At 71.6% G+C, this 19,015-nt stretch carries 12 protein-coding genes and 1 pseudogene; 6 read left to right on the forward strand and 7 right to left on the reverse strand.

The window, feature by feature from the left end:
• Window positions 1–188: 188 nt before the first annotated feature.
• The 6 genes and pseudogenes from ACLJQF_RS03255 (at window position 189) to ACLJQF_RS03280 (ending at window position 7,878) form a co-directional block, all read left to right on the forward strand.
• The gene (locus ACLJQF_RS03255; protein ID WP_410606687.1) at window positions 189–3,047 is read left to right on the forward strand and encodes a type 2 lanthipeptide synthetase LanM family protein; all 2,859 of its coding nucleotides are present in this window, start codon (window positions 189–191) and stop codon (window positions 3,045–3,047) included.
• Between the two features lie 34 nt (window positions 3,048–3,081).
• Window positions 3,082–3,288, forward strand: coding sequence for a hypothetical protein (locus ACLJQF_RS03260; RefSeq protein WP_410606688.1), 207 nt, complete (start codon window positions 3,082–3,084; stop codon window positions 3,286–3,288).
• A 111-nt stretch (window positions 3,289–3,399) separates the two neighbouring features.
• A complete protein-coding gene (locus ACLJQF_RS03265; protein ID WP_410606689.1) occupies window positions 3,400–6,336 on the forward strand; it encodes an ATP-binding protein in 2,937 nt (978 codons plus the stop codon).
• A gap of 211 nt (window positions 6,337–6,547) precedes the next feature.
• Window positions 6,548–6,658 (forward strand): annotated as a pseudogene (locus ACLJQF_RS03270) (LacI family DNA-binding transcriptional regulator); the annotation flags it as partial.
• Between the two features lie 111 nt (window positions 6,659–6,769).
• Window positions 6,770–7,681: a substrate-binding domain-containing protein gene (locus tag ACLJQF_RS03275; protein ID WP_410606822.1), complete on the forward strand. Its 912-nt coding sequence runs from the start codon at window positions 6,770–6,772 to the stop codon at window positions 7,679–7,681.
• A gap of 53 nt (window positions 7,682–7,734) precedes the next feature.
• Window positions 7,735–7,878, forward strand: a complete 144-nt coding sequence (locus ACLJQF_RS03280; RefSeq protein ID WP_410606690.1) for an alpha-L-rhamnosidase C-terminal domain-containing protein — start codon at window positions 7,735–7,737, stop codon at window positions 7,876–7,878.
• A 92-nt stretch (window positions 7,879–7,970) separates the two neighbouring features.
• Here ACLJQF_RS03280 and ACLJQF_RS03285 read toward each other — a convergent pair whose 3' ends face one another.
• The 7 genes from ACLJQF_RS03285 to ACLJQF_RS03315 form a co-directional block, all read right to left on the reverse strand.
• Window positions 7,971–9,797, reverse strand: a complete 1,827-nt coding sequence (locus ACLJQF_RS03285) for an OmpL47-type beta-barrel domain-containing protein (protein WP_410606691.1) — start codon at window positions 9,795–9,797, stop codon at window positions 7,971–7,973.
• 87 nt (window positions 9,798–9,884) lie between these two features.
• A complete protein-coding gene (locus ACLJQF_RS03290) occupies window positions 9,885–13,748 on the reverse strand; it encodes a ThuA domain-containing protein (protein ID WP_410606823.1) in 3,864 nt (1,287 codons plus the stop codon).
• Between the two features lie 74 nt (window positions 13,749–13,822).
• Window positions 13,823–14,791, reverse strand: a complete 969-nt coding sequence (locus ACLJQF_RS03295) for a multicopper oxidase domain-containing protein (RefSeq protein WP_410606692.1) — start codon at window positions 14,789–14,791, stop codon at window positions 13,823–13,825.
• A gap of 40 nt (window positions 14,792–14,831) precedes the next feature.
• A complete protein-coding gene (locus ACLJQF_RS03300; RefSeq protein WP_410606693.1) occupies window positions 14,832–15,674 on the reverse strand; it encodes a sugar phosphate isomerase/epimerase family protein in 843 nt (280 codons plus the stop codon).
• Between the two features lie 9 nt (window positions 15,675–15,683).
• On the reverse strand, window positions 15,684–16,688 hold the full coding sequence (locus ACLJQF_RS03305) for a sugar phosphate isomerase/epimerase family protein (RefSeq protein WP_410606694.1): 1,005 nt from the start codon (window positions 16,686–16,688) through the stop codon (window positions 15,684–15,686).
• A complete protein-coding gene (locus ACLJQF_RS03310; RefSeq protein ID WP_410606695.1) occupies window positions 16,685–17,833 on the reverse strand; it encodes a Gfo/Idh/MocA family protein in 1,149 nt (382 codons plus the stop codon). The genes ACLJQF_RS03305 and ACLJQF_RS03310 overlap by 4 nt, the downstream gene beginning before the upstream one ends.
• A gap of 112 nt (window positions 17,834–17,945) precedes the next feature.
• Window positions 17,946–19,001, reverse strand: a complete 1,056-nt coding sequence (locus ACLJQF_RS03315) for a substrate-binding domain-containing protein (RefSeq protein WP_410606696.1) — start codon at window positions 18,999–19,001, stop codon at window positions 17,946–17,948.
• Window positions 19,002–19,015 lie beyond the last annotated feature (14 nt).

Raw genomic sequence — 19,015 nt, forward strand, 5'->3', positions numbered from 1 at the left:
GACCTGGGAGGTCCTGAATGAGTCATTCAAGACGCCGGTCCGGCAGGTGCACCGGCGTGACCTGCGCGAACTCGGTGCGCCGATGACCGCAGGGAGGCGGTAGCCCTTCCGCCACCCGGAGCAGGGGACCCAATCTGGGTAGCGAGTACCCATGTACGCGCATCTCCCTGAGTGCGAATCTCTTCGGCGTGAGCCAGACAGTAGAGCGCCCCGAGCAGGCCCCCCACGAGGCACCGGCCTGGTGGACCGCCGCTCGCCTTCCCGGCGAGGGCGGCAGCGACCGGCCCGCCTGGGCGCTGCTCGCCGACGAGGTGCTCGCTTCGCTGCCCGCCGAGGGCGACTGGCCCGCTCCCGTCGATGCCGAGGGCGACCGGGTCTTCCGGCACGCCGTCCTTCCGTTCGTGACCGCCGCCCGGGACCTGCTGATCGAGCGTGCGCCCGCCGCGGACCGCGTGTGGTCCGGTGTCGAAACCTGGCTCTGCGGGCAGCTCACCGCCCTGGCGGCCCGCACCTTCGTGCTCGAGCTGCACTCCGCGAAGAAGGCCGGCCTGCTGCGCGGCGCCACCGGACGGGACCGCTTCGTCGACTTCCTCCGCCTGCTCGGCAGCCGCGGTCACCTCACCGAGGTGCTGGGCCGCCACCCCGTGCTGGCCCGGCTGCTCGCCCAGACCTGCCTGCGCACCGTCGACGCCGTCGCCGAACTGCTCGCCCGGTTCGCCGCCGACCGGGCCGCCCTGCGCGCCGGGCTGCTCGCGGGGAGCGCCGCCGAGCTGAGCGAGCTGACGCTGGGTGCGGGCGACGTGCACTCCGGCGGGCGGGCGGTGGCCGTGCTCGACTTCGCCGACGGGCGGCAGCTCGTCTACAAGCCGCGGCCGCTCGGGCTGCTCGCCCGGTGGAGTGCGCTGCTGGGGTGGTTCGCCGAGGAACGGCCCGGGCTCGCGCCGCGCCCGGTGGGCGTGCTGGCCCGCGACGGCTACGGCTGGGCCGAGTACGTGCCCGCCCGGCCGTGCGCCGACCAGGCCGGCGTCGAACTGTTCTACCGCCGCCAAGGCGCCCTGCTGGCCCTGCTCTACGCGCTCGACGCCACCGACATGCACTGCGAGAACCTGATCGCCTGCGGCGACCAGCCGATGCTCGTGGACGTCGAGACGCTGTTCCACCCCGCCTTCACCGCGCTGACCCGCAACGGGCCCGACCCGGCCGCCGCCGCGCTGCACCGCTCGGTGGCGCGCACCGCGCTGCTGCCCACGCTGATGCTCGGCGAGCACGGCGCGCTCGACGTGTCGGCCTTCGGCGGCGGCAACGGCGAGCAGACCCCCGGGGAGGTGCCGCACTGGACCGGCGCCGGGACCGACGACATGCGCCTGGCCCGCGGGCCGCTCCCCTACGCCGGCGGCGCGAACCGCCCGGTGCTCGCCGGGGCCGAGGTCGACGCCGGGATGTACCGCCAGAGCCTGCTGAGCGGCTTCCGCGCCGCCTACGAGTCCCTGGTCGACCGGCGTGCCGAACTGCTCGCGCCCGGCGGTGTGCTGGCGGCGTTCGCCGGCGAGGAGATCCGCCTGGTGATGCGGCCGACACAGGTCTACGTCACGCTGCTGACCGACTCGACGCACCCGGCGCACCTCGCCGCGGGCACCGCCCGGCCCGAGGCGTTCGCCTCGCTCGGCGAGGACCACGGCAAGGCCCACCTGCCCGCGCTCGTGCCGCACGAGATCACCGAGCTGTGCGACGGCGACGTGCCCGTGTTCACCGCCGCGGCCGGGTCGGTCGACGTCACCACCGGCACCGGCGTGGTGCTCCCCGGCCTGCTGGCCGCGAGTGGTCTCGACCAGGCCCGCGCGAAGATCGCGCAGCTGAGCGCGGAGGACCTGGGCGAGCAGGAGTGGTTCGTGGAAGCCACGCTCGCCACCCGCCGCCCGGAGGTCCGCCACGGCGCGGGCGCACCGCTGCCCGGTGCGGTCGCCGCCGTCGTGCCCGACAGCCAGCACCTGCTCGCGCTGGCCTCCGCGATCGGCGACGACCTCGTCGCCCGCGCCGCCCACGACGACGTGCGAGCCAACTGGGTCGGCCTCGAACTCCTGGACGGACGCCACTGGCTGGTGCTGCCGATGGGCGCCGGCCTCGCCGAGGGCTACTGCGGCACCGCCCTGTTCCTCGCCCAGCTGGGCGTGCTGACCGGCACCTCCCGGTACTCCGAGCTCGCCGCGAAGGCCGTGCGCACGCTGCCGGTGCTCGTCGAGGTCCTCGCCGACCACCCCGAGCTGGCGCGCGAAGTCGGGTCCGGCGGCTTCTTCGGCCTCGGCGGGATCTGCTACGCCCTGGCCCGCCTGGCCTCCCTCCTCGGCGACCGCACGCTCGCCGCGTGCCTGCCCGCCGCGATCTCCGCGACCGCCGCCGCCGACGCGGCCGCGCCCGTGGGTGTCGGCGAAGGCACCGCGGGCGCCCTCGCGGCGATGCAAGCCGTGCACGCGGAAAGCGGGCTGCCCGAAGCGGCCGCGCTGGCCGCCACGCTCTCCCGGCGGCTCGCCGGCGCCCCGCGTCCCGCCGCTTCCGGCTTCCTCTGGGGCTCGGCGGGCGTCGACTGGGCACTCGGCCGGGCCGGCCGGATCGCGGCGGAACCGGTGACCGGCGACCTGGGCTGGTGCTCGGGCCTGGCCGGCCGGGTGCTCGCCACGGCCGCCGCCGGACCCGCCGGGCCGCGGCCCGGCACCGCCGCGCGGGTGGCGGACGCGTTCTCGGCCGCGGTGGCCGCCCGGCCGCCGTCGACCGACCAATCGCTCTGCCACGGCGAGCTCGGCACCCTGGAAGCACTCGTGGTGCTGGCCGGACAGGGCCACGAACCGTCGGTCTCCGCGTTGCGGAGGGCGACCTCGCGCCTCGTGGGCGCAGTGGAAGGGCACGGGCTCCAGTGCGGTACTCCGCACGGAGTAGCAAGTCCCGGTCTGCTGACCGGAACCGGGGGTATCGGTTTCGGGTTGTTGCGGGTCGGTTTTGCCGAACAGGTTCCGTCGGTTCTCCTCTTGGAGCCTTCGAACCGCCCTCAGTAATTTCCGCGAAACACACCTCATCACAGGAGTGAAGATGCGCAACGACACCAACGCCGCCGAATTCGACACGACCCCCGCCGGCTCCGAGGCGGACAGCCCGCTCGGTGACGCCACCCCGGGTACCAGAACGAAGATCGGTGTCCGGGCGGGGATTCTCGCCGGGCTGACCCTCGGTGTGGCCAGTGTCGCGGTCGTCACGATGGACATCAGCACCGTGGTGAGCAACCACACGCACGCGTGACGTGCTCACAACGGCACAAAGCGTGACAACAACCCCAATCTTGCCGTCCGAACAGTGGAATCTCCACCGGAATACCACCGAATCCGTGAGTCCGGTCTCTAAGGTTGGCGCATGCGCACCCGTGCCCCCGCTCTCGTCGGCCGAGGAACGGAGATCGAAGAGATCGGGCGGGTGTTGCACGACGCTCGCCGCTCTTCGGGATCGGCCGTTTTCGTCACGGGGGAACCCGGTATCGGCAAGACCCGGCTCGCCGCCGAAGCGGTCGGCCACGCCCTGGACGCGGGATTGGTGGTGCTGCGGGGACGCGGCAGCACCACCGGGCCCGCCGTGCCGTTCCGGGCCCTCACCGAAGCACTGCTGTCCCTTGCCCGCACCGGCGGCCGCGAACTGGTCGAACAGCTCGGGCCGTACCGGTCGGTGCTGGGCAGGCTGATCCCGGACTGGGCCGCCGGCACCGACGCCGCCGGCGACTCCTCGCTGGTGGTGCTCGCCGAGGCGACGCTGCGGCTCACCGGGCTGGCCGGGGCGGGCCGCGGCTGTCTGTTCGTCGTCGACGACCTCCAGGACGCCGACGTGGAAACCCTCGCCGTGGTGGAGTACCTGGCCGCCAACGTCCGCACGCAGCCGGTGGTCGTGCTGGCCACCCTGCGCGCCGAACCCTCGCCCGCGCTGGAGGCGGCCCACGCCGTCGCCCGGCGCGGCGAGGGTTTCCTCATGCCGCTGGACAGCCTCGGGCCCGCCGAAGTGCGGGACGTCGTGGCGTCGTCGCTCGGCGCCGAGCCGGGCCAGGTGTCCGCCGACGTGGCCGAGCGCCTGTTCGCCGACAGCGCGGGCAACCCACTGGTCGTCGAGGAACTGCTGCACAGCATGGTGGCGGCGGGCGAGCTGGTGAACGGCGCGGCGGGCTGGCGGTTCACCGGCCACGGCCGCAGCGCCGTGCCCTCGACGCTCGTCACGATCATCACCCGCCGCGCCGACCGCCTCGGCGAACGCGGCAAGCAGCTGCTGGCCATCGCCGCGGTGCTCGGCCGCCGGTTCCCGCTGTCGGTGGTGCAGCGGGTGAGCGAGCTGGACGACCACAGCCTGTTCGGCCACCTGCAGTCCGCCGTCGCCGCCCAGCTGCTGATCGCCGACGAGCGCGGCGAAGACTGGTACGCCTTCCGGCACCCGCTCACCGCCGAAGCGCTGCTCACCCTGCTCAACCCGGCCGAACGGGTGGCGCTGTCGGCCAAGGCGGCCGACGCCGTGGTGGAGCTGCACCCCGATCTGCCGGGCGAGCTGTGCAGCCTCGCCGCGTCGCTGCGGCTGGGCGCCGGGGATCGCTGGGCCGCCGCCGACCTCTACCGCGAGGCCGCCCAGCGCGCGCTGGGCGAGGGCGCGCCGGGGTCGGCGATCGCCGTGCTGGAGCACGCGGTGAACCTGCTCGGCGACGACGCCGATCGCGGTGGCGAACAGGCCGGCCGCTACCGGGACCTGCTGGAGCTGCTGCTGTTCGCGCTGGCGGAAGCGGGGCAGTTCGACCGGGCGGTGAAGGTGGCGCGCACGCTGCGGCCCGCCGACGGCCGCGATCACCCGCGCCAGATCCGCGTGCACGTCCGCCTGGCGTGGGCGGCCCAGGTCGCCGGCCGCTGGGCGGAGGGCTTCGAGCAGGTCGCCGCCGCCCGGGCGCTGCTGCCCGGGTCGGGACTCGACGAGGAGTCCGTGGCGGTCGACGCCGTGGACGCGTACCTGTCGATGTCCGGCCCGGCCCTCGACCGGGTGCGCCGCAGCGAGGAGCTCGGCCGCCGCGCGGTCGCCGGGGCCGAACGGATCGGCTCGCCGTCGACGGCGTGCCAGGCGCTCTACGCGGTCGGGTTCGTGGTGCGCGAGCGGGACATGGCCGAATCCGACGAGTGCTTCCGGCGGATGCTCGACAGCGCCGCCGAACACCGCCTGACGAACTGGCGCAACTACGCGCTGGTCGGCCTCGGCGGCAACGCCTGGCTGGCCGAGGCGGACCCCTCGGGACTGGAGACCGCACGCGCCGAGTCCCTGCGCACCGGCGGGATCAGCCTGGCCTACAACGCGGACGCCGTGCTGGGCCTGCATTCCGTGCTGTGCGGCCGGTTCGCCGAGGCCGGGCAGCGGCTCGACGCGTGCTACGCGGAGGCGTCGCGGATCAAGCTGTACGCGGTCAGCCGGTACGTCCAGATGGCGCAGGCGGTGCTGGCGGGCCACCGCGGCGACCGCCGGGCGATGGAAACCGCGCTCGGCGACTTCCGGCGCGGCGGCGGCGACGCCGGCCCCGAGGCGCCGCTCGCGCGCGGCCTGGCGCAGGTCTTCTGCTCGCTGCTGGAGGAGGACCGCGAGACCGCACGCGCCGAGCTGGACACCCTCGCCGCCGACCAGGCGCGGCAGCAGAGCACGTTCCACCTCGCCGGCACCCACGGCCTGAAGCTGCTGCTCGACGTCATCGCCGGCGACGCGGCCTGGGACGACCACCGGCGCGTCGCCGCCGGCGCCACCGGCGGAATGCGCTGGAACCGGCAGTTCGTGCTGCTGGCCGAGGCGGTGCTGCACGGCCGCGACCACGCGCACGAGGCCGCCGCCACGGCGATGAGGCGCGCGGCGCAGGCGGCCGCCCCGTTCGGCGTCGCCCGCCCACTGGGCCTGCGCCTGACCGCCGAGCCCGCCGTCGACGACGGCTGGGGCGAGCCCGCGGAATGGCTCCGCGAAGCCGAAAGCCACTTCCACGCCGCGGACGTGATCCCGGTGGCCAGCGCGTGCCGCGCACTGCTGCGCCGGGCCGGAGCATCGGTGCAGCAGCGCCGCACGGGCACCGAGCGGGTGCCCGAAAGCCTGCGCGCGATCGGCGTCACCCTGCGCGAGTACGAGGTCTTCGAGCTGCTGGCGTTCCGGCTCAGCAACAAGGCGCTGGCGGCTCGGCTGCACATCTCGCCGCGCACGGTGGAGAAGCACGTGGCGGCCCTGCTGATGAAGACCTCGGTCCGCGACCGCGCCGAACTGGCCCGGTTCGCGGCCGAGCACTCGTCGGCCTCGGAGGTCTGACGACAGCACGATCGGGGTGTACCGTCCTGTGTGGACGATTCGGCGGTCGTCCCGGGTCGACGTTACGCCGGCCCCGCCTTCGCATTGCGGAAAACCGTAAAGTCCGGCTGCGCGCACTGACACGTGCCAGTTAGATCGAGGGCGACGCACAGAGCAGGAGGACAGGTGGCGCGGACCGACAAGCGGGGTCACGAGCGCCGACGTCGCGCGCACGGCCGGGGTTTCCCGTTCCACGGTCAGCTACGTCCTGAACGACACCCCGAACCAGTCCATTCCGGACAGCACCCGCCGCCGGGTGCTGGATGCGGCCGCGTCGCTCGGGTACGCGCCGTCGGCCGCCGCTCGGGCGCTGCGCAGCGGGCGGTCCGAAGTCGTGCTCGCCCTGCTGCCCGACTGGCCGCTCGGGCACGCCGTCGGGCGACTGATCCAGGCCATGACCACGGCCTTCGCCCGGCACAAGCTCACCTTCGTGGTGCACCCGGCCGCTCCGGCGACCCAGCCGCTGAGCGAGGTGTGGAAGGCCATCACCCCCGCCGCCGTCCTGGCGCTCGACGAGTTCTCCGACGCCGATGCCGCGGCGATGCAGGCCGCCGGGGTCCGGGTGATCGTCGCGATGCACGCCTCGGCGCGCAAGCGGTGGCGGGAGATCACCACGCCGGAGCACCCCCTCGGTGCCGCGCAGGCCCGGCACCTCGCGCGGACCCACGAGCGGCTGGGCTACGCCTACCCCGACGACGAGCGGGTGGGTGTCTTCGCCGACCCCCGGCTGGAGGGCGTCCGCGAGGTGTGCGCCGAGCTGGGTCTGCCCGCGCCGGACGTCCGGACCGTGCCGCTCGACCCGGCCGCGGCCGCCGAAGCCGTGCAGGGCTGGCTGGCCGCCGACCCGCCGGTGACCGGGATCTGCGCGTTCAACGACGAAATCGCGATGGCCGTGCTGGCCGGGGCGGCGCGGCTGGGCCGGAACTGCCCGCGGGACCTGGCGGTCGTCGGAGTCGACGACGTGCCCGGCGCGGCCGTGGCGCAGCCACCGCTCACGACGGTGGTCCGCGACTTCGACGTCGACGCCGAACACTACGCGCGCAACATCATGGCCGCCTTGAAGGGGGAACGGCTTCCAGCCGGCGCCGTCGATGACGGCGTCCGGCTGAAAATCCGCCTGAACCTCAGGCCAGCTCACGCCGAAAGAAGTCCAATGTGGACTGGTGCAGCCGGGTGCGGTGCGGCACGGTCGCCCACGCGTGATCCGCGCCCGGCACCACCTCCAGCTCCGCGTTGCCGTCGTAGTGCTCGAGGTACCGGCGGGCGTACTCGAGCGGCGCGACGTCGTCCTTGTCGCCGTGGATGATCCGGACCGGGCCGCGGTAGGCCGCCGAACGCCCGTAGACGTCGAGGCGGGCGATGTCCTCGGCCAGCGCCGGGCTTGACGGGGAGGAACTGCGCCTGCGCGTGACGGTACCGCCAGGAACCAGCGCGACGGTCGTGCTGCCGAGCGGGCGGCAGGAGACGGCCCGGCCCGGCACCCACGAGTTCACGGACGGCTGATCACGGCGGCGAGTCCGTCAGCGGACCACGGCCGACGCCGCGCACAGGGCCGCCCGGCCGGCCGCGAACGCCGCCACCTCCGGTCACTTCTTTCAGTCGCGGGCCGGGGACTTCTGCTTTCCCCCGTCCGCCGGTGCCGAACCACCGCCGACCCCGGACTCGATCGCGGCCGTCACGATGCGGTTGCGGTCGCCCGGGGACAGCACGCCGTTGGCCACGAGCTCCTGGGTCACCGCCTTCACGTGCTTCACGAACCGGTCGTGGGACGGGTACTCCGAGGTCTCGTCGATGACGTCGTTGATCGTGCAGCCGTTGCCGGTGTCGATGTTCTCGACCTGGCTGTCGATCCCGCCGATCACCACCGTCTCCCGGGTGTCCGAGGCCGGGCAGGCGTCCGGCGGCGGTGGGGCCGCGACCACCGTGAACGACCCCGCCACCTCGGCCGAGACGTTCCCGGCGACGTCCGTGGCCCTTGCCCGCACGGTGTGCGTCCCCAGCGCGGACACCACCACCGGCGCCGCGTACCGGGCCCAGGCCGCAGCGTCCACTTTGTACTCGACGAAGCCCACGCCGGACTCCGCGTCGGTGGCGGTCACCGTCACGGTCGCCGAGCCCACGTAGTTCCAGCCGCCGTCCTGCTTCCCGGTGACCTGGAGCGCGGCCGAAGGTGCCGTCGTGTCCCCGCCGGGGACCACGGTGAACGACACCGAACCCTCCGCGGACGCATTCCCGGCGACGTCGCGAGCGCGGTAGCCCACCGTGTGCGCGCCGGCCGCGGACACCGGAACCGGGGCCGAGTAGGCAGTCCACGCTCCACCATCCACTTTGTACTCCACCGTGGCGACCCCGGACCCCGCGTCCAACGCCGTCACCGTGACCGTCGCCTTGCCGACGTAGCTGCCGTCGCCGTCCTGCGTGCCGGCCACCGAAGCCGACACGGTCGGGGCCGTCGTGTCGCTCCTGACCACCGTGAAGTGGGCCATGCCCTCCGGTGACACGTTCCCCGCGACATCGGTGGCCCGGTAGTGCAGCATGTGCGCGCCCGCCGCGGTCACCACCACCGGCGCCGTGTAGGCGGTCCACGCCCCGCCGTCCAGCTGGGACTCCACCGAAGCCACGCCGGAATCCGCGTCCGCGGCCGTGATCCGCGCCGTCGCGACGTCGAGGTAGTTGCCCGACGCGTCCTGCGTGCCGGTGATCGCCGCGCTCACCGCGGGCGCGGTCGTGTCCCCCGGCCGCGCGACGACCGTGAAGTGCGCCATCCCTTCCGCGGACTCGTTGCCGGCGACGTCGCGAGCCCGGTAGTGCAGCATGTGCATGCCCGCCGCGGACACCACGACCGGCGCCGCATAAGCGGTCCAGGTGCCGCCGTCGAGCTGGTATTCGACCGCGGCCACACCGGACCCCGTATCGGTCGCGGTCAGCGAAACCGTCGCGGACCCGACATAGCTGCCCGACGGATCGCGGTCCCCCGTCACGGAAGCGGTCACGACCGGCGGGGTCGTGTCGCCGGTGCCGTCGGAGACGACAAACTCCCCCGTCATCGCCGTGTGCCCGGGAATGGTGCAGTAGTACCGGTACTTGCCGGGTGTCAGCGTCACGACGGCCTCGTGGCGGCCGTCCTGCGGGTCGAACGGGTTGGCCAGGAGTTCCAGCGAGACGTCGTGGTTGTAGCCCGGCGTCGTCGTGTCGAACGTCAGGGTGTGCGACATCCCGGTCGTGTTGCCGGTGGCTTCGCTGTTCTCGAAGACGATGGTGGTCTCGCCGGGCCGCGCCCCGGTCGGCGCGGAGGCATACTCGGTGGTGCTGTTGTTCCCGGTCCAGGTCAGCGTCTGGACCGGGGCCGCCGCCGCGGGCGTCGCCAGCCCGAGCACGGCCAGGAAAGCCGTCAGCAGCAGGCCGATCAGTCGTGGGGACATCGCGGGGAACCCTTCCTGAAGTGGGGCCTCGTGAGTGGTAATTCGGGTTAGAACCCGAATTACCACTCACGAGCGGCCGCGGCAGACCTACAGCTGCCGCACCCGGATGTTGCGGAACTCGATCAGGTCGTTGTCGCTGTGGTTCTGCAGCCCGATGAACCCGCTGACGAACTGCCGCAGGTCGGTCGGCGGGTCACCCGCGCGCGAGGACTGCAGGCCCGGCGTGTTGTCGAACTCGTTGATCACCACGCCGTTGCGGATCATCGTGTAGTGCTGCCCGACGACCTTGATCTCGTACTCGTTCCACGTGCCCTTCGGCCGCGCCCCCGCCTGGTCGAGCGGGCGCGGGTCGAAGTTGTAGACCGACCCGGTCTTCTGCGGCTCGCCGGTGTCGCCGTCGTAGATCTGGATCTCGTGGCCGCAGTAGATCGCGACCCAGGCCTGCGACGTCCGCGCCGACCCGACCGTCCCGCAGCTGCCCGGCGGCCGCTGGTCCAGGGGTGTCCGCGGGTCCGGGAACCGGACGAAGACGCCGCTGTTGGCGCGCCCGGGATCCGGGGCGATGTCCTTGAACTGGACCTTCACCGAGAAGTCGCCGAACTGCCGCTGGGCGTACCACAGCATGCCCAGCCCGCCGGACGCCCGGATGGACCCGTCGGGTTGCAGCGTGAACTGTCCCGAAGGGGCCTGCTCCCAGGCGCGCAGCGACGCGGCTGTGCCGTCGAACAACGCCTCGTAGCCCGTCGTGCCCGGCTTCCCGATCGGCGACGCCGCCGCGGCCGCGTTCAGCTCCGCCACCTCGGCGTCGTTCAGGACCCCGAGGTCCGACAGCGTTTCGGTGGCCTGTTCGACGTGGTTGACGAAGGCGGCGTGCGTGCTCCACGTGCTTTCGTCGTCGAGGAAGTCGTCGACCGTGCAGCCACCGCCGGCGTTGCGGTTGACCACCTTCGTGAGCGTGTCGCCCAAGGTCACCACCGGGCTCGGGTCGGCCACCGCGCAGCCGACGTTGATCGCGGTCCGGGTCGTCACCGCTTCGCCGTTCGCGTAGGTCACGGTCAGCTTGGCGGTGAAGATGCCGGTGCGCGGGTAGGTGTGCCGCGGATCGGCCTGGGTGGACACCGAGCCGTCGCCGAACTCCCACCGGTAGGACACGCCACCGGACTTCGACCCGGTGAACGCCGCCGTCAGCGCCTTGTTCTGCACCATCGTCGACGACGCCGCCGGAGCGGGCGTCGGCGCGCCGCCGGTGTAGCTGATCTTCAGCAGCTTCTGGTTGGCGTCCAGGGAGAAGAAGCCGTTGCCGTAGTCGAGCACGTACAGTGCGCCGTCCGGCCCGAACTTGGCGTCCATCCAGCTCTGCACCCGGGTGTCACCGGACCCGCCCGGGATGATCTGCCGGAACGTCTCGGCGAACACCGGCGGCTGGTGCGTGGGCACGCCCGCCGGGTCGACGGTCACCGCGACCCGGTTCTGCGAGTTGGCCTCGTCGCCGATGAACCACTTGTTGTCCCAGTACTCCGGCCACGCGACGCCGCTGCCGGTGTTGACCAGCGAGCGGTGGTACGTCGGCCCGGACATGATCGCCTGGCCGCCACCGCGCAGGTACGGCTGGGTGTAGGTGGCGTCCGCCGCGTTGTACGTCGGAATGGAGCTGCCCGGCCGCTTCGGGAAGACCGGCCCGCCGCCGTCCGGCGAGTACCAGATCATGTTGTCCTTGATCGGCGGCAGGTTCACCAGGCCGGTGTTGCGCGGCGAGGTGTTGACCGGGTTGTCGCAGTCGTACCAGCCCGTCAGCTCCGCGGCGTTCGTGCTGCTGCGGTCGCGGTAGGGCTGCCGGTTGCCCATGCAGTACGGCCAGCCGTGGTTGCCCGCCTCGGTGATGATCGTGGCCGTCTCGTACTTCGCCGGCCCGAGCTCGGGGCTCGGCGACGGCGCGTCCGGGCCGACCCAGCCCGCGGTCATCCAGTTGTGCACCGGGTCGATCTGCAGCCGTGAAATGTTGCGGACGCCCATCACGTAGATCTCCGGGCGCGTCTTGTCCGCCGGTCCGTTCGGGAACAGGTTGCCCGGCGGGATGGTGTACGTCCCGTTGGCCTCCGGGTGGATCCGCAGGATCTTGCCGCCGAAATCGTTCGTGTTGCCCGCGGTGCGGCGCGCGTCCTGGAACGAAAGGCCCTTGTACTCGAGGGTCCAGTTGTTGCCCGAGTAGCCGTTCGAGCCGCCCGAGGAGTTGTTGTCCCCGGATCCGACGTAGAGGTTGCCGTCCTTGTCGAACGCCATGCCGCCGCCGGCGTGGCAGCAGCTGTGGATCTGCACGTCCCAGGACAGCAGGTCCTTGCGGGTGGCCTGGTCGATCGTCTGCGCGGTCGCGTTGTAGGTGAACCGCGAGATCGTGCGCTTGCCGATCCGCTTGTCGCGGTCGATCGACTCGTGCGGCATCCAGTAGGCGTAGAACCAGCCGTTCTCGGTGAATTTGGGGTCCAGCACCAGCCCGAGCAGGCCCTCTTCGTTCTTGACGAGCTCGTCGCCGCTGCCGCGGTTGCCCATCACCCGCAGGGTGGTGAGCAGCTTGACCTTCTTGGTGGCGGGGTCCCACTGGTGGATCGTGCCGCAGCCGAGGCCGACGTTCGGGTCGTCCCAGCTGACCACCGGCCCGGTCGGGCAGGCCGCCTTGCCGATGTAGAACACCTTGCCGTCCGGGGCGATGGTCAGCCCGTGCGGCTCGCCGATCTGGTCGAGCTGCCCGGCCGCGTTCTTCCCGGTCAGCCGCTCGATCTTGTAGTTCGCGGCGATCCCGGCCTGGCAGTCACCGCGCACCATGCCGGTGGTCCAGCGCAGGGCGCCGAGCAGGTGGTCACGGAACTGCCCTTCGCCGTAGGAGCCCTCGGTGCGGCCCATGCCGGTGTAGAAGGAGCGGCCGCCGTCGTAGTCGCGGCACCACGAGATGGGGTGGAACGCGCCGTTCGCGCCGACGCCCGGCTGGTAACCCTTCTCCTCGACCTGCGCGACGGTGTGCACGGTGCCGACCGGGTTGGTCTCCCAGTTGAGCCAGCGGTCGGTGCGCGTCCAGTTCTGCGGCAGCCCGGCGGTCGCCGGGTGCTTCGCGTCGAGGACGTCGACGACGGCCTGCTGCGGCGCCGGCTCGGGCGGCGGCGGGGTCGTCGAGGTGTCCTTGAACAGCTTGAGGTCCGCGAGCTGGATGATCGGCTCACCGGCGTTCGCGGTGATGTTCAGCCGGTAGTTCGGGTAGACCGTGGTGTTGGCGAAGGTGAACGTCCGGGTCTGGAACGGATCGGTGAACGTCTCGTTCGCCCGCGTGTCCAGGTCGGTCCAGGTGCTGCCGTCCGCGGAACCCTGCAGGGTCCAGTTCTTCGGGTTCCGGCCCGGGAAGTCGTTCGCCGACACCAGCGCATAGCTGCTGACCGCGACCGGGGTCGCCATCTTGTAGGCCGCCCAGCCGGTCGTCGCGAACGTCAGCCACTTGGTGTTCTCGTTGTTGTCGGCCAGCTTCTCCTTGGTTTCGTTCGGCGGGTTCTCGCCGCTCGCGGTCACCACCGCGACCGCTTCGGGGGTGGGCCGGGCCCCGACCGGGCGAGCGCCGATCAGCCCGGTGAACCACTGGGACGAGTCCTGCGCGCGGGCGGCGTCGGAGATGCCCAGGAACCCGCCGCCGGCCTTCATGTACGCCTGCAGCGCGCCTTCCTGGTCCCGGCTGAGCGTGATGCCCTGCGCGGAAAGGAACACGACACCGCGGTAGCGCGCCAGGTTCGCGGTGCTGAACACCGCGGGATCCGACGACGCCGTGACGGTGATGCCGTTGTCCCCGCCCAGCCGCGCGATCGCGTCCGCCGCGCGGAGCACCGGGTCCTTCTGGCCGGCCGCCGCGCCGTGGAAGAGGAGCACGTTCACGTTCACCGCGGCCGGTGCGGCCTGGGCCACCGGCATCGCCATCAGCGGAGCACCGGCCGCGAGGACCGATCCGATGGCGAGCACGACCGCAGCGCGTTTTCCGAACCATCGTCGTTTCATAGCTCCCCTCCTGCGTGCGTACGGGAATCGGGGTTCATGTCGTGCCCGGTGTGGCCGTGCTCCTTGAACCGGTCGATCGCGTCCTGCGCGCCGTCGGGCAGGCTGCCGTCGGGGTTGCGGACCAGGAAGAGGCCCACCATGCCGCCGTCGGAGTGGGTCTGGACGTGGCAGTGGTACATCCACGCGCCCGGCCCGGCGCCTTCGCCGGCGAGCACCTGGAACCCGAACGAGCTGCCGGGGTCGAGGTTCTTGTTGTCGAGGATGACAGCGTTGTCAGCGGCGCTGCCGAGCATCCCGGTGCGGGTATCGGCCCAGCGGTGCCCGTGCAGGTGGAACGTGTGCGGCAGGCTGCCGTACCCGATGCAGACCCACTCGACGCGCTCGCCGAGGCGCGCCTCGAACATCGGCGTGTCGGGCGCCATCGCGTGGTTGATCATCATCTCGTTGAACACGACGGTGTACTGCTTGCTGGGCAGCAGGTCGCCGCGCTTGCGGACGATCAGCCCGCCGTAGAGCCCGCGCGCGAGGCCGGCGGTGCCGTGGTCGGTGCCCATGGCATGGTCGTGGTAGTGCCAGTAACCGGCGCTGCCCGGCATCCAGAACCCGCCGCCGGCGTCGTACCGGGTCCGGGTTCGCCAGGTGTAGGTGCGTGTCTCGCCCGGCTTGTTGAAGGACGCGTTGAGCGGGGCGCCGTCCGAGGCGGTGTCGTAGGTGACGCCGTGCGGGTGGATCGACAGCCGTTTGTCGGTCCGGTTGACCAATTCGATCTCGAGGGTGTCGCCCTCGTAGATCTCCAGTAGCGGTCCCGGGATCGTGGCCTTGCCCGGCTCGAGGCCGTAGCCGTAGAGGCCGCCGGGCAGGGCTTCGGCGTAGATGGTGATCTGGCGGGTCAGGCCTGCGGCCGACGCTGTTCCGGCCACCCCGACCGCGGGCGCGAGCACGCCCGCGGCGGTTCCGGCCAGCATCGACCGACGTGATACTCGCATTCCGGTTCCCCCGGGGCTCTCAGAACCGCACGGTGCGGAGGTAGTCGAACCCGACCTTCGCCGTGTTCAGCGGGTCGGCCGGCTGGTCGTGCTCGACGATGTACTCGGCGACGGTGTGGCAGGACGCGGCGAAGATGCGCGGGAAGCCGATCACGCCGGTGCCCGGGTCGGTCATCTGCCCGTCCGCGGTCATGTCCTTGACGTGGTACTGCTGCACCCGCGGGAAGTGCTGCCGGAACAGCTGCACCGGATCCGCGCCACCGGTCACCGCCCAGAACAGGTCGACCTCCAGGTGGACGGTCCGCTTGTCCGTCTTCGCGGTGAGGACGTCGTAGGGCCGCACGCCGCCGATCGGGGCGAACTCGTGGGCGTGGTTGTGGTAGCCGAGCGGGATACCGGCCTTCTTGAAAGCGGCCGCGGCGGTGTTGACCCGCCCGGCGAAGGCTTCCCACTCCGCGATGGTGGCGAAATTCGCGTACGGCACGTTGGCGCGGGTGTTGCCGAGGATCTTCGCGTCGGCGATGGTCTGGTTCAGGTCGCCGTCGATGCCGACGTGCGTCGAGGACGCCTTGAGGTGGCAGCGGTCGAGGATGGCGCGGAACTCGGTCGCGCTGCGGCCGTACGTCCCGGCCAGCTCGACCTTCCGGTAGCCGATGTCGGCCAGCGCGGAGAGCGTGCCTTCCGGGTCGTTCTGCAGCAGCGACCGCAGGGAGTAGAGCTGGATGCTGATCTTGTCGAGCGGGATCCGGCGCCGGGCCGTGGCGGCGTCCGCGACGCTGGGGAGGGCGACCGTGGCGAGCGCCGCCGTGGCAACGCCCAACACGGTCCGCCGGGAGAGAGATTGAGCTTCGTCACCGCACATGGAACGTCCTCATCTCTGGTTGCTGAAAGCCGCGTCGAAAGCCGCCGACGGCTTGTCGAACAGGTGCTCGCGTACGTACTTCACCGCCTCCGCCGCGCCGCGGAGCCGGTCCATCCCGGCGTCCTCCCACTCCACCGAGATCGGGCCGGTGTAGCCGATCGAGTTCAGCGCCCGGAAGCAGTCCTCCCACGGGACGTCGCCGTGGCCGACGGACACGAAGTCCCAGCCCCGCCGCGGGTCGGCCCAGGCCAGGTGGGAGCCGAGCCGGCCGTTGCGGCCGTCGAAGCGCTTGCGGGTGTCCTTGCAGTCGACGTGGTAGATCCGGTCGGCGAAGTCGAGGATGAACCCGACCGGGTCGAGGTCCTGCCACACGAAGTGCGACGGGTCCCAGTTGAGCCCGAACGCCGGCCGGTGGTCGACGGCTTCCAGCGCGCGCTTGGTCGTCCAGTAGTCATAGGCGATCTCGGACGGGTGGACTTCGTGCGCGAACCGGACGCCGACCTCGTCGAAGACGTCGAGGATCGGGTTCCACCGGCGGGCGAAGTCCGCGTAGCCGTCATCGATGTCATCGCGCGAGACCGGCGGGAACATCGCCACGTACTTCCAGGTCTTGGAGCCGGTGAAGCCGATGACGGTGTCCACGCCGAGCTTCGCCGCCGCCCGTGCGGTGTCGGCCATCTCGGCCGCCGCGCGCTGCCGGACGCCCTCGGGTTCGCCGTCGCCCCAGATGCGGGACGGCAGGATCGCCTGGTGCCGGTGGTCGATCGGGTCGTCGCAGACGGCCTGCCCGACGAGGTGGTTGGAGATCGCCCAGACCTTGAGCCCGTGCTCGGCGAGCAGTCGCAGCCGCCCCGGCACGTAGTCCTCTTCGGACAGTGCCCGGTCGACCTCGAAGTGGTCACCCGAGCAGGCGATCTCCAGCCCGTCGTAGCCCCACTCCCCGGCGAGCTTGCAGACTTCGGTGAACGGCAGATCGGCCCACTGGCCGGTGAACAATGTGACGGGACGGCTCATTTCGGCTCCTCCACCGATGTCCAGTTCGCTTCTGCGGCAGCGCTCTTTTCGACGGCGTCGAGCACGCGCTGAACGCGCAAGCCGTCGTCGAAGCTCGGCGCGGGGTCCGTGCCCGCGCCGATGGCATCCAGGAAGTCGGCGACTTCGTGGGTGAACGTGTGCTCGTAGCCGAGCAGGTGCCCCGGCGGCCACCACGCGCCGACGTAGGGGTGCTGCGGCTCGGTGACGAGGATCCGGCGGAACCCCGCTTCGGTCCCGGTGCCCTCGTACCACTGGAGTTCGTTCATCGCCTCGAAGTCGAACGCCAGGCTCGCCTTCGACCCGTTGACCTCCAGCCGCATCGCGTTCTTGCGGCCCAGCGCGAACCGGGTCGCTTCGAAGGTCGCCACCGCGCCTCCGGACAACCGTGCCAGGAACAACGCGGTGTCGTCGACCGTGACGTCGTCGGTCCCGCCGGTCTCGGCCGGCCGCTGGGTGACGAAAGTGTTCGTCAGCGCCGAGACGCCGGTGATCACGTCGCCGGTGACGAACTGGGCCGCGTCGACGATGTGCGCGCCCAGGTCGCCCAGCGCCCCCGATCCGGCGGACTCCTTGCGGAGCCGCCAGGTCATCGGCGCCTGCGGGTCGGACAGCCAGTCCTGCAGGTACACCGACCGCACGTGCCGGATCTCGCCGAGTGCCCCGCCCGCCACGAGTTTCCGGGCGTGGGCGAGCGCGGGCACCCGGCGGTAGTTGAACGCGACCATGGCCCGTACCCCACGTTCACGGGCCCGCCGCGCCGCCTCGGCCATCGCTGCGGCCTCGGCGACCGAATTGGCGAGGGGTTTCTCGCACAGCACGTGCTTCCCGGCCTCCAGCGCGGCGATCGCGATCTCCGCGTGGCTGTCGCCCGGCGTGCAGACGTCGACCAGCCCGACGTCGTCCCGGGCGACCAGCTTCCGCCAGTCGGTCTCGACGTCCTCCCAGCCGAACTTGTCCGCGGCTGCCCTGGCCCGGCTCTCGTCGCGGCCGCCGAGGACGGCGAGCCGCGGCACCAGCGGTGGGTCGAAGAACCGGTGGACACTGCGCCAGGCGTGCGAATGCACCGCACCCATGAACGCGTGGCCCACCATGCCGATCCCGATCGTTTCCCGTGCCGGGCTCATACCCCTCCTCCGAAGTCATGGAACGGCTTTCGTGGTCTCCCGCGGCTTCTCGTGAGTGGTAATTAGGGTTAGAACCCTAATTACCACTCACGAGAGCTGCGGAAGACTTGGGTCAGGAGTCGAAGCCGACATCGAGGTACTGATCGACGTTCTCCTTGGTCACGACCGCCGAATACGTGGTGATCTCGGCCGGGATGTCGTGCTCGGCCAGGTCGCCGATCCCCTTGCCCTGCCCGAGCAGCCGGGCGAGCGCGACCGCCGTCGAGGCCATCGACGGGCTGTAGAGCACGGTCGCCTTGATCGGCGATGAGTCGGCCTTGATCAGGTTCATCATGTTCTTCGACCCCGCGCCGCCGACCATGATGAACTCCTTGCGGCCCGCGGTGTCGATCGCGGCGTTCACGCCGATGCCCTGGTCGTCGTCGTGGTTCCACAGGGCGTCCAGCTTGGGCGCGCCCTGGAGCAGGTTCGCGGTCTGCTGCTCGCCCGACTCCGACGTGAACTGCGCCGAGACGCGCGGGCCGACCTTGAACCCGGCCCGGCCCAGTGCGTCCTTGAAGCCCTTGCTGCGTTCCTGGGTCAGCGGCAGCGAGTCGATCCCGGCAACCTCGCCGATGACCGGGTTCGCGACGTTCTTCTTCTTGAGCTCCGCGGCGATGTAGTTGCCGGCGTTGACACCCATCCGGTAGTTGTCCCCGCCGATCCACGTTCTATACGCGAGCGGCGTGTCGAAGATGCGATCGAGGTTGATCACCGGGATGCCGGCGTCCATCGCCTGCTGGCCGACCGCGGTGAGCGCCTTGCCGTCGAAGGGCAGGATCACCAGGACGTTGACCTTCGCGTTGATCAGCGTCTCCACCTGGGAGATCTGCTGGTTGACGTCGTTGGTGCCCTCGGTCGCGTTGAACTTCACCTCGCTGAACTTCTGCGCCTGGGCCTTGGCGTTCTTGGTGATCGCCGCGATCCAGCCGTGGTCGGCGGCCGGTGCGGAGAAGCCGATGGTGATCGGCTTGCCCGGCTGGGCGTTGTTGCCCGCGTTGGCGACCGGCGCGTTCGACTCGGAGTTCGCGGGCGTGTTCCCCGTGCACCCGGCCAACAGGGCGCCGGCGCCGACGGCGGCCCCGCCCAGCAGGAATCCCCGGCGGCCGAGGAAGGGTTGTTCGGTCATGGCGGCCTCCATCG

It is taken from the genome of Amycolatopsis sp. lyj-109 (genome assembly GCF_046548995.1).
GTDB lineage: Bacteria > Actinomycetota > Actinomycetes > Mycobacteriales > Pseudonocardiaceae > Amycolatopsis.

Coding starts and splice junctions, on each gene's coding strand:
- ACLJQF_RS03260 (WP_410606688.1), top strand. CDS start 3,082: ATGCGCAACGACACCAACGCCGCCGAATTCGACACGACCCCCGCCGGC.
- ACLJQF_RS03265 (WP_410606689.1), top strand. CDS start 3,400: ATGCGCACCCGTGCCCCCGCTCTCGTCGGCCGAGGAACGGAGATCGAA.
- ACLJQF_RS03275 (WP_410606822.1), top strand. CDS start 6,770: ATGACCACGGCCTTCGCCCGGCACAAGCTCACCTTCGTGGTGCACCCG.
- ACLJQF_RS03280 (WP_410606690.1), top strand. CDS start 7,735: ATGTCCTCGGCCAGCGCCGGGCTTGACGGGGAGGAACTGCGCCTGCGC.
- ACLJQF_RS03285 (WP_410606691.1), bottom strand. CDS start 9,797: ATGTCCCCACGACTGATCGGCCTGCTGCTGACGGCTTTCCTGGCCGTG.
- ACLJQF_RS03290 (WP_410606823.1), bottom strand. CDS start 13,748: ATGGCGATGCCGGTGGCCCAGGCCGCACCGGCCGCGGTGAACGTGAAC.
- ACLJQF_RS03295 (WP_410606692.1), bottom strand. CDS start 14,791: ATGCTGGCCGGAACCGCCGCGGGCGTGCTCGCGCCCGCGGTCGGGGTG.
- ACLJQF_RS03300 (WP_410606693.1), bottom strand. CDS start 15,674: ATGTGCGGTGACGAAGCTCAATCTCTCTCCCGGCGGACCGTGTTGGGC.
- ACLJQF_RS03305 (WP_410606694.1), bottom strand. CDS start 16,688: ATGAGCCGTCCCGTCACATTGTTCACCGGCCAGTGGGCCGATCTGCCG.
- ACLJQF_RS03310 (WP_410606695.1), bottom strand. CDS start 17,833: ATGAGCCCGGCACGGGAAACGATCGGGATCGGCATGGTGGGCCACGCG.
- ACLJQF_RS03315 (WP_410606696.1), bottom strand. CDS start 19,001: ATGACCGAACAACCCTTCCTCGGCCGCCGGGGATTCCTGCTGGGCGGG.